Origin of the sequence: Methylogaea oryzae (assembly GCF_019669985.1) — a bacterium.
GTDB classification, from domain to species: domain Bacteria; phylum Pseudomonadota; class Gammaproteobacteria; order Methylococcales; family Methylococcaceae; genus Methylogaea; species Methylogaea oryzae.
On record NZ_AP019782.1, the window covers coordinates 954,387 to 971,538 of the forward strand.

The window sequence follows — 17,152 nt, forward strand, 5'->3', positions numbered from 1 at the left end:
GTTTCCCCTGCGCTTTCCCTTTACGGGGTAGGCGAGTCCTTTTCCTCCGTCAGGCGGGTACCGTCATTCCAGCGCTGCACCTGGACTTTCCAGCTGCCGTCGGCCTGATGCTTGAGCACGTGGTTGACCAAGCCCTGATAGTGGTAGCTGATGCTGCCTTGCGGCGCATTTCCCAACGATTTGCTGGCGATCAGCTCCATGCGGGTCACCACCGTGTCGCCGTTTTCGCGGCGGGCCTTGACCAGCCGGAAACGCGACGCGCCCTGGGGCGATTCCAGCAGGCTTTTCCAAAACGCCCGGATTGCTTCGCGGCTTTGCACCGCTTGGCCGTTGGGTTGGATCAGCATGGCGCTTTGTTGAGTGAACAGCGAGGCGATGCCGTCCAGGTTGCCTTGGGCGACGGCGGTGTTCCATTGGTTCACATCCGCTTCGGCGATGGCGTAGCCCGTTTCGTCGGGGGTGGCGAGGGCCGGGCGGGCAAACAGCAAGCCGGCCGTCACGGCTAATGGGATGAGGATAGGTTTCATGGCTCGAACTCCGCTACTTCGCCTCGCGGCAATGGATGTCCCCCGGCGCGTTTCGCTATCGCAGGGGTGACGCCTTTTGCCAAGCAGAATGCGTGCCTTGTCAAAAAACGCCGGGTTTTCCGGGCGTTCGCCGGTTTGCGGGCCATCGGTGACGGGCGCGACGCACCATTGTGGCGCATATTGCCGGCCGCGGAATTTCACCTATCGTTTGCGAAGTCCGGGACGCGGCTATACGCTGCGTTGCCGTTGGATGGACGAAACGGGTTACTAGGCCTGCGAGGAGGGTCAATGCACGCGAAAAATTACACTATCCGGACCATGACGCGGGAGGATGTTGATCTCGCCGTCGAGTGGACGGCGCAAGAGGGCTGGAATCCGGGGCTGCACGATGCCGAGAGCTATTATGCGGTCGATTCCAACGGCTTCCTCATCGGCCTGCTCGGCGACGAGCCCATCGCCACGATTTCCGTGGTGAAGTACGGCGACGCTTTCGGCTTTCTGGGGTTCTACATCGTCAAGCCGGGTCATCGCGGCAATGGCTACGGTAAACGCATTTGGGACGCCGGCTTGCGCTACCTGGAAGGGCGCACCATCGGCTTGGACGGCGTGCTGGCCCAGCAGGAGAATTACAAGCGCTCCGGTTTTTCCTTCGCTTACCGCAACGTCCGCTACGAAGGCTGCGGCGGCGGGCGGGCTCCGCAGCACGCCGGACTGGTGGACTTGGCGAGTGTGCCCATGGATGCAGTCGAGTCCTACGAGCGGCCTTTTTTTCCGGCCGAGCGCTCCTATTTCACCCGCTCCTGGATTGCCCAGCCGGGCGCCAACGCCCTGGGGATACTGCGTGACGGCAAGCTGGTCGGTTACGGCGTGATGCGGCCGTGCCGTTCGGGCAGCAAAATCGGCCCACTTTACGCGGACAGTCCGGAATTGGCGGAAACGCTGTTTCTGGCGCTCAAAGCCGAAGCCCCCGCCGCCGACCGCGTTTATTTGGACGTGCCGGAAGTCAACCGGGCCGCCGTGGCGCTGGCCCGGCGCCATGACATGCAAGCGATGTTCGAGACCGCGCGCATGTACAAGGGGGAAGCGCCGGTGATCGATCTGGAGCGCCTGTTCGGCGTGGCGTCGTTCGAAATCGGCTGACGGGGGCGGCTTGGCCGCGCAATAAAAAAGCCCCGCTGGTAAGGGCGGGGCTTGCCGGCTTGCGGCGATCCGCAAACCGTTGTGCGGGGAGCCGGCGTGGTCAGCGACAGCCGGCTCTCTATGGCTCGCTTACTGGGTGCCTTCGGCTCTGCCGATAGGGCCTTTCTTCTTGGTCAGCTCCGCCAGGGCGGCTTCCACCGCTTGGCCGCCTTCGGTCAGGTTGCCGGCCTTGGCCGCGCCGACGGCGGCCCGGAATTTGCCGCCGACGCGGCCCAACGTGACGGAGTTACCCGTGCTGTTCTGCTCTTTGGCGAGCGATTGCGCTTCGCCGACTGCTTTGACAAAAGCGTCCGCGTTGCCTTGCTTGGCGGATTCCAGCGCCTGCTGGGACAGCTTGATGATCGCCGTGTAGTCTTCGTTGATGGGGCTGCCGGCGGCCATCGCGGCGCCCAACGGCAATACGGAAAGCAGTAACGCGGCCAAAGCTCGTTTAAAGTTCATTTATGTTCCTTGTTGTTGATAGTGTCTTGCGACGAACAGGAAAGGCGTCGACGGCTTCCGCTTGGGCCCTAAGCCAAAGCCACGCCCCATCATTTACAACGGTTGGCTCGACGGTCACTGCAGCTCTCGAAGAGTCGAATTCAGCTTACCGAAGTTTCCGGGGTAAATCCATATAATTTGTGCGGGAGTTGTTGCGGAGGCAACCATCTCCTTTCCCGTTGGTCTAACCGCCATTCGGCATGGATCGAATGGTCTCGTTTAGCCGCGGCGACGCGGCCATGCCGTGCACTCGCGTCTTTCGACCAAGGAGTGGCCCGCCATGGATACCCTGTCCGATCCGGTGCTGCTATCCCGCCTCCAGTTCGCCGTCACGGCGATTTTCCACATCCTGTGGCCGTTGCTGACCATCGGCTTGTCGCTGTTCCTGGTCGCCATGGAGGTGTTGTGGCTGAAAACCCGCGACGAGGACTATTACCGCCACGTGCGCTTCTGGAGCAAGCTGTTCCTGCTCAATTTCACCATGGGCGTGGTCAGCGGCATTCCCATGGAGTTCGAGTTCGGCGCCAACTGGGACCGCTTCTCCGGCTTCGCCGGGGAATTCTTCGGCAACGCGCTGGGATTCGAGGGCGCCATGGCTTTCATGCTGGAAGCCGGCTTCCTCGGCATCATGCTGTTCGGCTGGACGCGGGTGACGCCGGCGATCCATTTGTTCGCTTCCGCCATGGTGGCGCTGGGCGCATCCCTGTCGGCTTTCTGGATATTGGTGGCCAACTCCTGGATGCAGACGCCGGCCGGCGGCCATGTGGAAAACGGCCGTTTCCGCGTGGACAGCTACGCCGACGCCATTTTCAATCCGGACATGCCCCTGGCCTTCGCCCATATGTGGGGCGCCTGCCTGGAGACCAGCTTGTTCGTCATCGGCGGGCTTTCCGCCTGGTATATCGTCCGTAACCGGCATCCGGCGTTTTTTCTCAAATCCTTCAAGGCGGCGCTGTTGGCCGCCGTGCTGGTGGCGCCGTTGCAAGTGATCCTCGGCGACATCAAGGGGCGCGAGGTATACAAGACCCAGCCGGTAAAAATGGCCGCCATCGAGGCGCACTGGGAAACCAATCCCCCCGGCCAAGGCGCGTCGTGGAACGTGTTGGCCTGGCCGGACCGGCAAGCGGAGGCCAATGTCTGGGCCATTCGGTTGCCCCAGGTGCTCAGCCTGCTGGCCACCACCACGTGGGATGGGCGGGTGGCCGGGCTCAAGGCGTTTCCTGCCGCGGACCGGCCGCCCGCCATAGGGCTGATTTTCTACGCCTTCCGCATCATGGCCGGCATCGGCTTCGCCTTGTTCGGGCTGATGGCGTGGACGGCGTGGGCTTGGAGCCGCGGGGGGCTGGAACCGGGGCGGGTCGTTCGGCAACGCGGGTTGCTGCTGGCTTGGGTGGCGGCTATTCCGCTCGGTTACGTCGCCACCGAGTGCGGCTGGATCGTGCGGGAGGTGGGCCGCCAGCCCTGGGTGGTGTATGGATTGCTGCGCACGCAGGAGGCGGCCTCGCAACTCCAGCCGGCCGTCGTGGCGGCCAGCCTGGCCGGATTCGTCGCCGTGTACGCGGTATTGCTGGTGGTGTTCCTGGTTTTCGCCGCACGCATCGTGCGCAAGGGGCCGGACATGGGGCTGGCGCCGGCCCATTCCGCCGCCGGCCACCCTGCGAGCCACGGGCGGCGCGAAGCCGGCGAGGGGGAGGCGCGTCATGGAAGCTGAAATCCAACTGCTGCTGGCCACGATTTGGTACGCCATTATCGGCCTGATCCTGGTCTTGTACGTGATCCTGGACGGCTTCGATCTGGGCGTCGGCATCCTCACCTTGTTCACCGACGAGGAGGAGCAGCGCAGCGTGATGATGACCACCCTGGGCAGCGTGTGGGACGCCAACGAAACCTGGCTGGTGTTGCTGGGCGGGGCTTTGTTCGGCGCTTTTCCGCTGGTTTACGCGGCGGTGCTGCACGCCTTGTATATCCCGGTGATGGCGATGTTGTTCGGCCTGATTTTCCGTGGCGTGGCGCTGGAGTTCCGCAGCCTGGCGCGGCGCAAGCGGCCGTGGAACCTGGTGTTCGGCGGCGGCAGCCTGGTGGCGGCGGCCGCGCAAGGCTTCGCCCTGGGCGGGCTGTTGGGCGGTTTGTCGGTGGCGCACGGAGGTTCCGCCGACGGCGCGTGGAGCTGGCTGACGCCCTATGCGGCGTTCGGCGCGGCGGGGGTGGTCGCCGCCTATGTGCTGTTCGGCGCCACCTATCTCATCATTAAGTCGGAGGGGGATATCCAGTCCGTTAGTTTCCGCCGGGCGCAACAAGCGGGCGTGTTCCTGATATTCGCGGCGCTGGTCGTCATTCCCTGGACCGTCCGGCTCTATCCCTACGTCGCCGAGCGCTGGGCCCGCTTGCCGGCGTTTTATTACCTGGCGGGCCTGCTGGCGTTGGCGTTTGCCATGCTGCTGCGATCCTTGCGTTTGCGCCGCGAATTAAGCCCGTTCTTTTGGAGCGTGGTTGTCTTTCTGGCCTCGGCGGGGCTGATGGTGCTGAGCCATTATCCCTACATCGTCCCCGCCGCCGTGACCGCTCAGGAGGCCGCGTCGCCCAGCAAAACCCTGATATTCATGCTCACCGGCATCGGCATGTTGTTTCCCGTCATGCTGATCTACAACGGTTACCAGTACTTGGTATTCCGCGGCAAAGTGCGGTTGCGCAAGCGTCCCGCTGCGGACGAGGCCTGAGGTGCAGCCTATAGCCCTTTGTTTTCCAGGTGGGAATAGGCCGGATGGCGCTCGATGGCGTTGTCTTCCACGCCGCCGCCCACGGAAAAGTGGTAGAGGACTTGCAGTTTGTTGCCGTGGATGCCGAATTGCTGGTGCACGGCGTCGTCGATGAAGCAGCCGATGCCGCACCCGTTCAGGCCGATCGCTTCTGCTTCCATGTATAGGGCCTGGCCCAGCAAGCCGGCCTCCCAGTGCAGCCGCCGGTATTCGCCGGGGCCGTAGCGGTTCAGGCGTCCTTCGAAGTCGGCCAGCATGCAGACCATGAAGGCGCCGCCCGAGGCCAGCGCTTGGTTGCAGCTAAGCACCCGGGAGGGTATCTGCGCATCGCCCGGTTGGATTTGGAACAGCGGCAGCCGTTCCGGGATGCCTTCGGTGCGTTGCCAGTCGGTCATGCGCTTGAGCTCCGTTCTCAGCAAGGCCATGCCTTCCTTGGAACGGGGCATGACGTACATGCCCGGCGCCAGCCCTTTGACCCGGTGGACGAAGAACACCAGGTGTATGGCGGGTTCGTCCGGCAGGATGCTGAAAGGCAGCCGGCTCGGCCCCAGCCGGCGGCAGATGCGCAGGAAGTCCTCTAGCTCGATGTTGTGGGCGCCGTCCATGCGGCCGGCGCTGCGGCGCCGGCGGAACAGCTTGTCCGCGCCGGCGGGGCGCGGCGTGGAAGCTTGTTCGCCGGCGAACGGGGGAACGCGGGGGCGTTCGACGATTTCCTGTTCCAAACAGGCGACAGCCACCTCGTCGATGGCTGGCCAGGGGTGATAGCGATTGCTCAGAGGGGCCGGCTTGTGGGTCAGCAGCTTTTCCTGCACGTGCTCCAGCACGGACGGGTCCAAGCGCCAAGAGGCGGCAAGGTTCGGGGGCAGCGGACCGGGGGTCACCGCCACCAGGCAGCCGGGCTGTTCCGCTTCCGGGCCTTCCTGCGCCGCGACGCCGAGCAGCTTCGCCAGGTTCGGATCGGTGATGGGCAACAGGGTGCAGTGCCAGCCCAGCGTGGCGGCGGCATAGGCCAATGCGCCCAGTGCGTGGCCTAGATCGTGTTGGCAAAAGCGGTAGGCCCGGGCGCCGAATTTCCAGGAGCTGCGCCAGTGGATATTGGTGAAGCCGAATAACAGGGCGTTGGCAGGCAATGTTCCGAGCAGTTGCCGCCATTGCTGCTCGCCCAAGGTGGCGCGCAATTCCAAGCCGTGCTCGTAGGCGTTGTAGTGGAGCAGGGCGGGGGCGGGCGTCAGTCCGGTCAAGGCGTCGCACCACAGGTAAGCCTCGACGGGATGCATGCCGCCGGCGGAGGGGACGCAGCGCAGGGGCCAGTGCTTGCCGTTGCTGGTGACCCAGCCGGAAAGAGCGAAACTGTGGTAGAGCAGCCGGCTCAACTCATCGACGCCCGCCATCTGCGGCGGCACGGCGCCCGCCATATGCAGCTCGTCGAACAGCGGTGTTTCTTGCGGCTCCGGTCGCGATAGCCGTTTTAGCGGCGCGCTTTTATAGCGGCGAAAGGCGTCAGGCTGGCAGGCCCAATCGGTATAGCCCAGGGAGGGCGCATAGCGGTTGAACTGGTGCTTGGTGAGCTGGTGGTACTCGAATACGGTGGTTAATGGATCAGTCATGCCAAGCAAGTCGGGTTGCGCGTTGCTAATCCCACGCTTTTACCATGACTCGCCGCCGCGTTCAAAGCCGGCTCGCCGGTTGTTCGCATCGGTTCACGCTTCCTGCGCGGCGCGTCAAATAAAGTCCCGCCAGCACGGCGGGAACGCTGAGCAACTGCCCCATGGTGAGCGGCCAGCCGGATTCGAACACCGCTTGTCCTTCCTTGAAGGCTTCCAGCACGAAGCGGGCGCTGAAAATCAGGATCAAGCTGCGTCCCAGCAGCCAGCCGTCCGCGCGGTCTTTGAGATTGAGGCGGTAATCGCGGAATAGGATCAGGAAAATCAACAGATAGCAGAACGATTCGTACAGCTGCACCGGATGGCGCGGCATCATGTCGACGCGGGCGAATACCACGCCCCAGGGCATGTCGGTGGGCCTGCCGAGAATCTCCGAGTTGATGAAATTGCCGATGCGGATCAACACCCCGGAAATGGGCACGGCCATGCCGATGCGGTCGGCGATCCAGAGGAAGGAAACGCCTTCCGCCTGGCGGGAATACCAATAGATGCCGACGAGTATGCCGACCAGCGCGCCGTGGCTGGCCATGCCGCCCTGCCAGATTTTCAGGATTTCCGCCGGGTGGGACAGATAGAACGCCGGGTTATACAGCAGCACGTGGCCCAGCCGCGCTCCGATCACCGTGCCGAGCATGAAATACAGCGCCAGGTCGTGGACCTCGTCCGGCGAGCGGCCTTCGCGGCGGTAAAGGTATTGAAAAAACACGATGCCGTAGATGAACGCTCCGGCGAACATCAGGCCGTACCAGTGCACAGGCCACTGGAATCCGCCCCAGGCGAGGGTAAAAGCGATGGGTGTTGCGTCCCAGAGCATGGCGATCCCCGATGCTTGTCTCTGTGATGATGGCGGGAGCCAGCCGTGGGCCGGGCCGTCGTTAAGGCGGCTATTTTTTTAAGCCTGCGCCCGCTTGTCAAGGAAGGGGCGGCCCGGCTCGGGGCCGCCGCGCGGATTTAGGCGCTGCGTTGGAAATGGTGCACCCAGACTTGGTGGCTGTCGTTCCATTCCATGCCGGCGTGCATTTTCAGGATCAAATCTTTGTAGGCCTCCAGGCTGGGATAGCCTTCCGCTTGGGCGTCGGCGTCGGTCATGTCGCCCAGGCTGCGCCGCTCCAGCGCGGTAACGGTGAAAGTCACGCCTTCCAGTTGGAAGGTTTCGCCGGGATAGGCGTAAACGCCGTCGCGGCGCTGCTGGGTTTTGCGTCCGGCGATGGCGGCTTCCACCAGTTTGGGGTGGCGGATCAGGCGGTCGATGTCGCAGGTTTTTTCGGGGTAATCGGTCACGGCGGTATCCGGTGGTGATGGGCAAGGGCGCCATTTTACCACTCGTCCGCCCGGCTGGCCCGCGCCGGCGGCCGGCGACGGGGTGGTGTTGTTCGGCGGAAACGGGGAGAATTGCGCCTTCACGCTCCGTCGCCGCCGTTTCCTCGTTCCATGAAAATCCTCGCCCTCGATACCGCCACCGAAGCTTGCTCCGCCGCCCTCTACGACGACGGCCGGATACTGGAACGCTACCGGCTGGCGCCGCGCGAGCACACGGTGCTGATCCTGCCCATGCTGGACGAGTTGCTGGCGGAAGCCGGCTATACGCTCGAGGCAATGGACGGCATCGGTTTCGGCCGTGGGCCCGGCGCTTTCACCGGCTTGCGCATCGCCGCCGGCGTGGCGCAAGGCATCGCTTTCGGCGCCGATTTGCCGGTGGTGGCGGTCTCCACCTTGGCGGCTTTGGCCCTGGAAGCCTTGGACGAAAGCGCCATGGACTATGCTTACCCTTGCCTGGATGCCCGCATGGGCGAGGTTTATTGGGGCGTATACCGCCGCGGGCCGGGCGGGATGCCGCAGCCGATGGGCGCAGAGCGCGTCTGCCCGCCGGACGCGGTGGATTTTGCCGATGCTGGCTTGGGCGTGGCCTCGGGCAGCGGATGGGCGACTTACGGCGAGTTGCTGCGGCACAACGGGGCCGGCCGGGTCGGCGCTGAATTATCGGAACGTTTCCCCAGGGCCGGCGCCGTGGCCCGTTTGGCGGCGGACGGCTTCGCGCAAGGGCTGCAAGTGGCGGCGGAATTGGCCCAGCCGGTTTACCTGCGCGACAACGTGGCAAAAAAGCCCGCGAGGGCGTGAGAGGCGAGACATGGCTCAATTTCTGCAGGTCCATCCGGACGATCCCCAGCCGCGCTTGATCGAGAAAGCGGTGGAAAAGTTGCGCCAAGGCGCCCTGATCGTTTACCCCACCGATTCGTCCTATGCCTTGGCTTGCCAATTGGACGACAAGGACGCGCTGGAGCGTTTCAAGCGGCTGCGGCAGTTGGACGACCGCCATCAGTTCAGCCTGTGTTGCGCCGATCTGGCCCAAGCGGCCCGCTTCGCGCAAATTCCCAACGCGGCGTTTCGCTTGATGAAGTCCCTGGTGCCGGGGCCGTTCACCTTCATCCTCAAGGCTAGCAAGGAAGTCCCGCGCCGCTTGCAGCAGCCCAAACGCAAAACCATCGGCATCCGCCTGCCCGACAATCCCATCGCCCTGGCCCTGGTGGCCGCCCTGGGCGAGCCGTTGGTCACCGCCACTCTGCTGCTGCCCGGCGACGACGAGCCCCTGTCCGATCCCTACGATATCCGCGAGCGCCTCGCCAACCAGGTGGATATGGTGGTGGACGGCGGCACCTTGGACACGGAGCCGACCACGGTGGTGGACTTGACCGAGGACTCCCCCAGCATCGTGCGCCAGGGCAAGGGTGTGGTGCCGGGGCTGTGACGGGCTTTGCGCGCTAAGCCGGCTTTGCGGTAATGTACCCCACGCCGCGACCGTCCCGCTCCTGGGGGCAAGCGGCAGACCAAGGAAAACCCCAAAACGATTCTTAAAAAGACAGGGATGGGCGGCATGAATCGGCTGCAACGGGACACGGAATCGATGGAAAGCATGTCCTTGAACGATTTGTTCAGGCAGGACATCGGCGGTTTGCAGGCGCTGGCCGTTATCGTCGGCCTCTACCTGGTGGCCTGGTGCTCCAACAGCGCTCCCGGCACGCTGAGCGCCTGGTTCGGCGCGCAAGGTTCCCTGCGGGCTTATGTGGTGGAAGAAACGCCGGCCGACCACCCGGTGTGCCGTTCCGCCGCCTGCACCTACCCGGTCGCCGCCGCCCGCGAGGCGCGGCCTGTGTTCGTGGCGCCGGCGAACTACGCCGCGCCGCCGGCCACCACCCTGGCCGCGCCGGAAGGCCGCTTCATCGTGCTGGAAACCGTCTGGATGCGCAACGACGGCTTCACTTGGCCGCTGCCGGGCAAGGGCTACGTCATCGGCCTGACCACATCGCTGGCAAAAGAGACGGGCTACCCCTCGCCATCCAACTATCCCCCCCTGGCGGTGGAAACGCCGGCCTATGCCTTGAGCGCCCTCGAAGCGGAAAGCGGCGACCGGATACGGCTGGACGCGGTGCCGGATGCGGGCATACCGCCTCCCGATCTTCTGAACAGGCGTTTCTCGGAAATCGAAGTCCAACCCTTGGAATTCAACCTGCGCCTGAGCCTGCCCGAGCCGCCGCCCGCCCCGCTGGCGGTTGGGGAAACGGCGCGCTTGCTGTTCGATGTGAGCCACCTTCCGCCGCCAGGCCGCGATGGTGAAAAGCCCGGCGACGTATTGCCGGTGGAAATCACCGAGGTTTCCGGCGCGACGGCGGATCAAAAGGCCGGCGTCACGGTGAAAATCGGCGATCCGCAACATTCCCTCGGCCTGCTGGCGTGGCGCGTGCAAGCGCAGCGCAAGCGCGGCCAAATCGCTTTTCCGTCCACCATCATGGTGGAATTCACGCCACACTACGGCCGCGCCGAAGGGCAGGTGCTGCGCATACCGGCCGCCGCATTGGCGCGGCGCGGCGACGATGCCTTCGTCTGGCGGGAAATCAAGGGCTTCGCCTTGCCGGTGTGGGTGAGGGCGCTGGGGCTGATCGACGGCGACGTGCTGGTTACCGAAAGAACGGGAGCCCGCGGCATGCCGGTGCGGCCGGACGATTGGCGCCGGCTTTCCGCCTACCAGCGGGGAGAAACACTGCGGGCTGCGCTGCACCCGGACGACGCCCGCGTCAACCACCTGCTTGCCAAGGACACCGCCATTGTCGCTAAACCCGACGAATCCCTCTCGGCGGGCTCCGCCATCAGGATCGGCGATGCAAACCTTTGAAGCCGGCACAGCCGCGAAAACCCGGGCCGAGACGCTGCTGGCCATGGGTACCCGCGCCATCGACGAACTGGGTAAGCAAGCCGGAGAACAGTCCGCCGATGCGCTCAAACTGCTGGACGGCATCAGCGCTTCCACCGCCAATCTGCAACAGGTCAGCACCGCCTTGATGCCCCTGATGACCAAGTTCCGCACCGTGTCCGGTTTGCGCCGGCTATGGCAGTGGTTCACCGGCGAACTGCTGGAGCGCGAGGTGTTTTTCCCGACGGTGTGCGGGCAAATCGAACAACTGGCCGGACAAGGCGAAAGCGGCGACTTGGAATTGGCCGACCAAAGTCGGCTGCTGCTCGAACACGCCGTAGCCATGGAGGAACACATACGGCAGCTCGAACTGGATATCGAAGCCGGCCGCTTAATGCTGTCGCCCGAGGCGACGCAGCGGCGCGAGGCAGCGGGATTCGACCCGCACGAACACGCCCGCTTGTCCCGCCGGCTGGGCAATCTGGAGGCCATGGCCACGGCTTTGCGGCTGACCCAGGCCCAGTTCAAGGTGGCGGTGGAGCACGCCCAAGCCGTGTCCGATCGCTTCAAGGAAGTGCGTGTCCTGCTATTGCCGATATGGAAACAGCGCATGGGATTCGAACTGTTTTCCCAACGCGTCACCCAAGCCGCAGAATAAGGAGTTGCCAACGTGTCCCACGATATTCAGACCACCGCCGTTGCCGAAGCCGACAACCTCCCCGTGGAACTGCCCGCCACGGACGAAGAACGGGCAAAGGCCCTGGCCGCGCAGCTGGAAAACGGTTCCTTGGCAGCCATCTACAGTTTCGGGCGGGAGCTGGGCAGCCAGGCTTCCAGCTACGCGGACAGCCTGTTGGAGCAGGTCAAGCCCAAGGAACTGGATTGCATCGGCGGAAAACTCAACGAAATCGTCGTGTCGGCCCAGACCATCAATTTGCACAGCCTGGCCGGCAAGCGCTCCAAAGTTCCTTTGATCGGGGGCTTCATCGACAAAATGCGGCTTAAGGGCGCCGATATCGCCGGCCAGTTCCACAGCGTGCGGGAGCAGGTCGACCAACTGGTCGCCGAAGTCCAGGAAATGCAGGGGGCGCTGGCCTTGCGCGTGCAAGCGCTGGACGAGGCTTTCGAAACCATCAAGCAGGAGCACCGGCAGTTGAGCGCCCATATCACGGCCGGCGAAAGCGTGGCGAAGAATCTACAGCAACGCCTGGCGATGGCTGCGGCCAATAGCGATGGCGACGCCCTGGAAATGCAAAGCCAGCAAGACCTGCGCGCCGCCATGGCAGCGTTGCAAAAACGCGTGGCCGACTTGCAGTTGCTGCAACATTCTGCTCTGCAGCAACTGCCCATGATCCGCATGGTGCAGGCCAACAATCGCATGCTGATCGAGAAGTTCTACACCATCAAGGAACTGACGATACCGGCCTGGAAGCGGCAGTTCACCCTGGCGTTGTCCCTTTCCGAACAGCAAAACGCGGTGCAGCTGGCCAATTCCATCGACGACGCCACCAACGATTTCCTGAAAGCCAACGCGCGCCTGCTGCAAGACAACACGCTGTCCACCGCCCGCGCCAACCAGCGGCTGGTGATCGATGTCGCCACCTTGCAGGAGGTGCACGACACCTTGATGAACACGGTGCAGGAAGTCGCGCGCATCAACGAAGAAGGCATCCGCCAGCGGGAAGCGGTCACCAGCCAGTTGCAAACCCTGCGCCGGCAACTGGCGCCGCAACTGGATGAAGCCGGCGGGGTTTAAGGGCCATGGAGGTTCAAACCGCCGCCCAGTTTGCACGCCGTTTGCGCGGTCTGAAAGCCCGCGCTTTGGGCAGCGGATTTGCCGGATTGGCGGCGTGCAGCGGCGCGTTTATCCAGATTGCCTTGGTGTTGAACGGCGCGTACGAAACCTGGATGCGGCAAGAGGGCCTGCCGCCTTTCGACATTCCGCTGTCCGTGTCGGTGCAGTTCGTTTACGAAGTCCTGCAACTCATCACCCTGTTCCTGCTGGTGGCGGCCATCGCCGGCTTTTCCCTGGGCGCTTTTCCGCGCCATCGCGCCCGCTGGGTCTTTCTTTTGCCGGCGGTTTTACTGGCCGTGACGGCGTGGTGGACGCCGCCGGCCAGCCGCTGGCTGCATCTGCTGCCCAGCACGCTCGACCGCTACGTGCGGCAAGCCCGCTACGACGAAGCCGAGCACATCATCGGCACGCTGAATTTGGCCCGGGACAGCGACGGTTATCTGCGCGCGCAGATAGCGCTGCGGGTCGGCGATACAGCAGCTTTGCGGAAGTTGGGCGAACCGCTGCTGGCCAAGGCCGACGACTACGTGTACCAAATCGACCGCGGCAACGATCCCGTGGGGGCACCGCAAATTCCCGAATACGCGCCCGAGGTGGTCTACGCCGTCGACAGGGCTTTGCACGGACAGCCGGAAACTCAGGTCGGCATCGCGTGGGAGCAGCGCAGCGGCGACGGCGAAAAATTGGCCTATTGGCTGGAATTCCTGACGCGGGGCCTGTTGTCGCTGTTCATGGCGTTCCTCGGCGGCGGCGCGCTGCTGATTTGGAACGCCATGCGTCAGCGCATCAGCCGCATCGAGGCAGCCCTTACGGCGTAGCGGCGCTTTGTTGCTCGCGGCCGTAATAGAGCTTCCACCACAGCCAGGCCAGGCCTACCGCGACAGGCAGCAACAGCCAGTTCTGCAGCAACGCCGGCAGGGCGAACACCAGCGCCCAGGCAATCAGCCAGTTCTTTCCGCCCATGGTTTGGCGATTGGTGTGGTAGCGAATGAACGGCATGCCGACGATCAAGGTCAACACCATCGCCCAAATGGCATGCCACACAAACAACATGCGGGACATATTGGCGACCTCGCTCCAATCCAGCATGTCCGAGTTCGCCCAAACGGATACCAACAGGGCTCCGACCAGGCTGATGGACAAGGGCACCATCAGCAACCGGAGAAAAGGCATTAGACCGTTCATCGAATCCTCCTGATTATTTTTCCGCACCGCTTTGTCGAATTAACGGTTTGGTTCGGCCACGGCCCATATTAACGCCTGAAGCGCCGGCTATAGCAAAAAAACGCCAAAAGCCAAGCCGGCCGAACCGCCTCCATGGCCCTGGGGTTCGATTTGGCAGCGGCGGCGGCCGGTGGCCGCCCGCCGAATACGGCTCTCCGTTTCGGGTATAATGCCGCCATGGAAGAGCTTAACCTGATTCAGAAAATCGCCATCTGGGCGTTGCCCGTGCTGTTCGCGGTGACCTTGCACGAGGTGGCCCACGGCTGGGTGGCGAAGCTGTGCGGCGACGACACCGCCAGGCGCATGGGCCGGCTGTCCCTCAATCCCCTGCATCACGTCGACCCGGTGGGTACGCTGCTGGTGCCGGGGTTTTTGCTGCTGCTGGGCAGCTTTTTGCCGGGCGGCGGTTTTATTTTCGGTTGGGCCAAGCCGGTGCCGGTGTCCTGGAACCGGCTGCGCAATACCCGCCGCGACGTCGCCCTGGTGGCCGTGGCCGGTCCCGTCGCCAACTTGCTCATGGCCTTGCTGTGGGCCATGGCGATCCGCCTGGCCGTCTGGATACACGTGGACTTCATCACCGGCCCGCTGGCTTATATGGGCGTTGCCGGCATCGCCATCAACGTGGTTTTGGCGGCGTTGAACCTGCTGCCGCTGCCGCCCTTGGACGGCGGCCGCATCATGACCAGCCTGTTGCCGCCGCGCCTGGCGTACAAGTACGCGCAGATCGAACCTTACGGTTTTTACATTCTGCTGGCCTTGGTGGCGACCAACCTTTTGTCTTATTTGTTGGCCGTGCCGGTGACCTTGCTGCAAGGCCTGTTCATCGCCATTGCCGGTGTCTAGCCGGATTGCCGCGCCGTAAGCGGTGGCTATGACGCAAGACGCCGCACCCGCGGAGCAACCGGCCGTCGCCGCGCCCTTGGCCGTGGTTCGGGGCGCGCCGCTGACGGAACTGCCCGCCGACCTGTACATTCCGCCCGATGCCCTGGAAGTGTTTCTGGAAACCTTCGAGGGGCCGCTGGACTTGCTGCTGTACCTCATCAAGCGGCAGAACATCGACATCCTCGATATTCCCATGGCGGTGGTGACGCGCCAATACATCGACTACATCGGCATGATGGGCGAGATGCGCATGGAGCTGGCGGCGGAGTACCTGCTGATGGCGGCTTACCTGGCGGAAATCAAATCGCGCTTGCTGCTGCCCCGTTCGGCCGAGGCCGAGGCGGAGGAGGAGGATCCCCGCGCCGAGCTGGTGCGGCGCTTGCAGGAATACGAAGTGTTCAAGCAAGCGGCGCAGGACCTGGACGCCCTGCCGCGCATGGACCGGGACGTGTTCGAGGTGGACACGGACAGCAGCCGCATCACGGTGAAAAAAGTGTATCCCGAGCTGGAGCTGGGCGAGGTGATTCGGGCGTTCCGCGACGTGCTGAAGCGTGTCGACCAGACCAGCCATCACCACATCCAGCGCGAGCCTTTGTCGGTGCGCGAGCGCATGAGCACGGTGTTGCAACGGGTCAGCAGCGCGGGAAGCCTGGCTTTTTCCCAGTTGTTCGTCTACGAGGAAGGCCGCCACGGCGCGGTGGTATCGCTGCTGGCCATTCTGGAATTGGCTAAGGAAGGGCTGATAGAAATCGTGCAGGAAGAATTATTGGGGCATGTCGAGGTGCGGCAGCGGACCGCGTGATGACGTTATGGAACTCACTCGAGCGACGGTAGAACTCAAAACCATCCTGGAAGCAGCCTTGTTCGCCGCCCAGCAGCCGGTGCCGACGGCCCAGTTGCAGGGGCTGTTCGACGAGGGCGAGCAACCGGACCGCGCCGAGCTGCAAGCGGCCCTGGTGGAGCTGGCGGAAGACTATCGCCAGCGCCCATTGGAACTGGTGCACGTCTCCAGCGGCTGGCGCTTCCAGGTGCGCGCCGAATATTCGCCCTGGGTGTCGCGCTTGTTCGAGGAAAAGCCCGGGCGCTATTCCCGCGCCGTGTTGGAGACGCTGGCCATCGTCGCCTACCGCCAGCCGGTGACCCGCGGCGAAATCGAACAGATACGCGGCGTCGCCGTCAGCCAATCGGTGATGCGCACCCTGCTGGAGCGGGAATGGGTGCAGGTGGTGGGCCACAAGGAAGTTCCCGGCCGCCCCGGCCTGTACGCCACCACCAAGCACTTTTTGGACTACTTCAACCTGCAAAGTCTGGATCAATTGCCTACGCTAAAGGAAATCGCCGACCTGGACGGCATCGCCGAAAGCGCGCAAACCACCCTGGAACTGGCCGATCACGACGCCGAAGCCATGCTCGGCGCCCCACTGCCGCAGGATGCGGACCACCAAGCTGACGAAGCTTTAACGAGAACCGATGAGACCCCCGAAAACACCCCGTCCGAACAACCCGACGCCGCGCCAGCCGGCGACTGAACTGGCCGGCGACGGCGAACGCATTCAAAAAGTGCTGTCCCGCGCCGGACTCGGTTCGCGCCGCGAAATCGAACAATGGATCGCCGACGGCGCCCTGCGCATCAACGGCCAGCCGGTCAAGCTGGGCGACAGGCTGCGCGACGGCGACCTGCTCACCGTCAACGGCCGTCCGGTCAACTACGCGCGGCGCTTGGAGCAGACGCCGCGCGTATTGCTGTACCACAAGCCCACCGGCGAGCTGGTGACGCGGCGCGACCCGGAAGGGCGCCCGGTGGTTTTTACCCAGTTGCCGCGCATGAAGGAAGGCCGCTGGATCGCCGTTGGCCGCTTGGACGTCAACACCCAAGGCCTGCTGCTGGTGACCAACCACGGCGAACTGGCCAATCGCCTCATGCATCCTTCCTTCGAGATGGAGCGGGAATACGCCGTGCGCGTGTTGGGCAACGTGTCGGATGAAATGCTGGAGCGGTTGCGCCGAGGCATTGCGTTGGAAGACGGACCGGCCCGCTTCGAAACCATCGTGGAGGCGGGCGGCGAGGGGGCAAATCATTGGTACCACGTCACCCTCAAGGAAGGGCGCAACCGTATCGTGCGGCGCTTGTTCGAGGCGCTGGGCGTCACCGTCAGCCGCCTCATCCGCATTCGTTACGGCTCGATCGCCTTGCCGCCCAGGCTGAAAGCCTGCACGTTCTACGAGATGACGGAAAAGGAAGTGGCCGACCTGATGACTCAGGTGGGATTGACGCCGGAACCGGCGGCGGCGCCGGCCCGCGCGCCGAAGCCGTCCAAGACGGCGCTTCCTCGGCAGGAGTCCCCGGAGCGCCCCACACGCCGTAACGGCAGACCGCAACGTCCGGGGGGCGGTAGGAACAAATTCTAAGCGTCGGAACCCGGACGGCGGCGGCAGGC

General features: G+C 64.0%; 19 protein-coding genes. 13 read left to right on the forward strand and 6 right to left on the reverse strand.

Annotation, left to right across the window (positions count from 1 at the left end):
* Positions 1–20: 20 nt before the first annotated feature.
* On the reverse strand, positions 21–527 hold the full coding sequence (locus K5607_RS04645) for a YybH family protein (RefSeq protein WP_221048346.1): 507 nt from the start codon (positions 525–527) through the stop codon (positions 21–23).
* Positions 528–815: 288 nt separating this feature from the next.
* Between K5607_RS04645 and K5607_RS04650 the strand changes: the two genes are divergently transcribed.
* Positions 816–1,667, forward strand: coding sequence for a GNAT family N-acetyltransferase (locus K5607_RS04650; protein WP_054774344.1), 852 nt, complete (start codon positions 816–818; stop codon positions 1,665–1,667).
* Positions 1,668–1,796: 129 nt separating this feature from the next.
* Here the strand turns inward: K5607_RS04650 and K5607_RS04655 are convergent, their stop codons facing one another.
* Positions 1,797–2,168: a hypothetical protein gene (locus K5607_RS04655; RefSeq protein WP_221048347.1), complete on the reverse strand. Its 372-nt coding sequence runs from the start codon at positions 2,166–2,168 to the stop codon at positions 1,797–1,799.
* A gap of 319 nt (positions 2,169–2,487) precedes the next feature.
* Here K5607_RS04655 and K5607_RS04660 point away from each other — a divergent pair, with 319 nt between their 5' ends.
* On the forward strand, positions 2,488–3,918 hold the full coding sequence (locus tag K5607_RS04660; protein ID WP_221048348.1) for a cytochrome ubiquinol oxidase subunit I: 1,431 nt from the start codon (positions 2,488–2,490) through the stop codon (positions 3,916–3,918).
* Positions 3,908–4,924, forward strand: coding sequence for a cytochrome d ubiquinol oxidase subunit II (cydB, locus tag K5607_RS04665; RefSeq protein ID WP_221048349.1), 1,017 nt, complete (start codon positions 3,908–3,910; stop codon positions 4,922–4,924). Before K5607_RS04660 ends, cydB begins: the two co-directional genes overlap by 11 nt.
* 8 nt (positions 4,925–4,932) lie before the next feature.
* Here cydB and K5607_RS04670 read toward each other — a convergent pair whose 3' ends face one another.
* The 3 genes from K5607_RS04670 to K5607_RS04680 all read right to left on the reverse strand — a co-directional run bounded on the left by K5607_RS04670 (position 4,933) and on the right by K5607_RS04680 (position 7,908).
* Positions 4,933–6,570: a SagB/ThcOx family dehydrogenase gene (locus tag K5607_RS04670; RefSeq protein WP_221048350.1), complete on the reverse strand. Its 1,638-nt coding sequence runs from the start codon at positions 6,568–6,570 to the stop codon at positions 4,933–4,935.
* A gap of 61 nt (positions 6,571–6,631) precedes the next feature.
* Entirely contained in the window at positions 6,632–7,441 is an 810-nt protein-coding gene (gene lgt / locus K5607_RS04675; protein ID WP_221048351.1) for a prolipoprotein diacylglyceryl transferase, read from the reverse strand.
* Between the two features lie 137 nt (positions 7,442–7,578).
* On the reverse strand, positions 7,579–7,908 hold the full coding sequence (locus tag K5607_RS04680; RefSeq protein WP_054774563.1) for an ASCH domain-containing protein: 330 nt from the start codon (positions 7,906–7,908) through the stop codon (positions 7,579–7,581).
* Between the two features lie 150 nt (positions 7,909–8,058).
* Between K5607_RS04680 and tsaB the strand changes: the two genes are divergently transcribed.
* From tsaB to K5607_RS04710, 6 genes are all read left to right on the forward strand, one after another.
* Complete coding sequence (gene tsaB, locus K5607_RS04685) at positions 8,059–8,745, forward strand: tRNA (adenosine(37)-N6)-threonylcarbamoyltransferase complex dimerization subunit type 1 TsaB (protein ID WP_221048352.1); 687 nt, start codon at positions 8,059–8,061, stop codon at positions 8,743–8,745.
* 10 nt (positions 8,746–8,755) lie between these two features.
* Positions 8,756–9,373 (forward strand): L-threonylcarbamoyladenylate synthase, encoded by a 618-nt coding sequence (locus K5607_RS04690; RefSeq protein WP_221048353.1) that lies wholly within the window; start codon positions 8,756–8,758, stop codon positions 9,371–9,373.
* Positions 9,374–9,499: 126 nt separating this feature from the next.
* A complete protein-coding gene (locus K5607_RS04695; RefSeq protein ID WP_221048354.1) occupies positions 9,500–10,795 on the forward strand; it encodes a hypothetical protein in 1,296 nt (431 codons plus the stop codon).
* The gene (locus K5607_RS04700) at positions 10,782–11,471 is read left to right on the forward strand and encodes a hypothetical protein (RefSeq protein WP_221048355.1); all 690 of its coding nucleotides are present in this window, start codon (positions 10,782–10,784) and stop codon (positions 11,469–11,471) included. Before K5607_RS04695 ends, K5607_RS04700 begins: the two co-directional genes overlap by 14 nt.
* Positions 11,472–11,483: 12 nt before the next feature.
* Entirely contained in the window at positions 11,484–12,569 is a 1,086-nt protein-coding gene (locus K5607_RS04705; RefSeq protein ID WP_054773217.1) for a toxic anion resistance protein, read from the forward strand.
* 5 nt (positions 12,570–12,574) lie between these two features.
* Complete coding sequence (locus K5607_RS04710) at positions 12,575–13,426, forward strand: hypothetical protein (RefSeq protein ID WP_054773218.1); 852 nt, start codon at positions 12,575–12,577, stop codon at positions 13,424–13,426.
* Here the strand turns inward: K5607_RS04710 and K5607_RS04715 are convergent.
* Positions 13,416–13,793 (reverse strand): hypothetical protein, encoded by a 378-nt coding sequence (locus K5607_RS04715; protein WP_156302353.1) that lies wholly within the window; start codon positions 13,791–13,793, stop codon positions 13,416–13,418. The two genes, K5607_RS04710 and K5607_RS04715, sit on opposite strands and share 11 nt — an antisense overlap.
* Positions 13,794–14,009: 216 nt before the next feature.
* On the opposite strand from K5607_RS04715, the gene K5607_RS04720 reads away from it, so the two are divergent.
* From K5607_RS04720 to rluB, 4 genes are read left to right on the forward strand one after another with little or no spacing between them, the layout of a single operon-like run.
* Complete coding sequence (locus K5607_RS04720) at positions 14,010–14,675, forward strand: site-2 protease family protein (protein WP_054773226.1); 666 nt, start codon at positions 14,010–14,012, stop codon at positions 14,673–14,675.
* A 28-nt stretch (positions 14,676–14,703) separates the two neighbouring features.
* Entirely contained in the window at positions 14,704–15,516 is an 813-nt protein-coding gene (locus K5607_RS04725) for a segregation and condensation protein A (RefSeq protein ID WP_221048356.1), read from the forward strand.
* Positions 15,517–15,523: 7 nt separating this feature from the next.
* The gene (scpB, locus tag K5607_RS04730; RefSeq protein WP_082411438.1) at positions 15,524–16,243 is read left to right on the forward strand and encodes an SMC-Scp complex subunit ScpB; all 720 of its coding nucleotides are present in this window, start codon (positions 15,524–15,526) and stop codon (positions 16,241–16,243) included.
* Positions 16,185–17,123, forward strand: coding sequence for a 23S rRNA pseudouridine(2605) synthase RluB (gene rluB / locus K5607_RS04735; RefSeq protein ID WP_221048357.1), 939 nt, complete (start codon positions 16,185–16,187; stop codon positions 17,121–17,123). Before scpB ends, rluB begins: the two co-directional genes overlap by 59 nt.
* Positions 17,124–17,152: the final 29 nt, after the last annotated feature.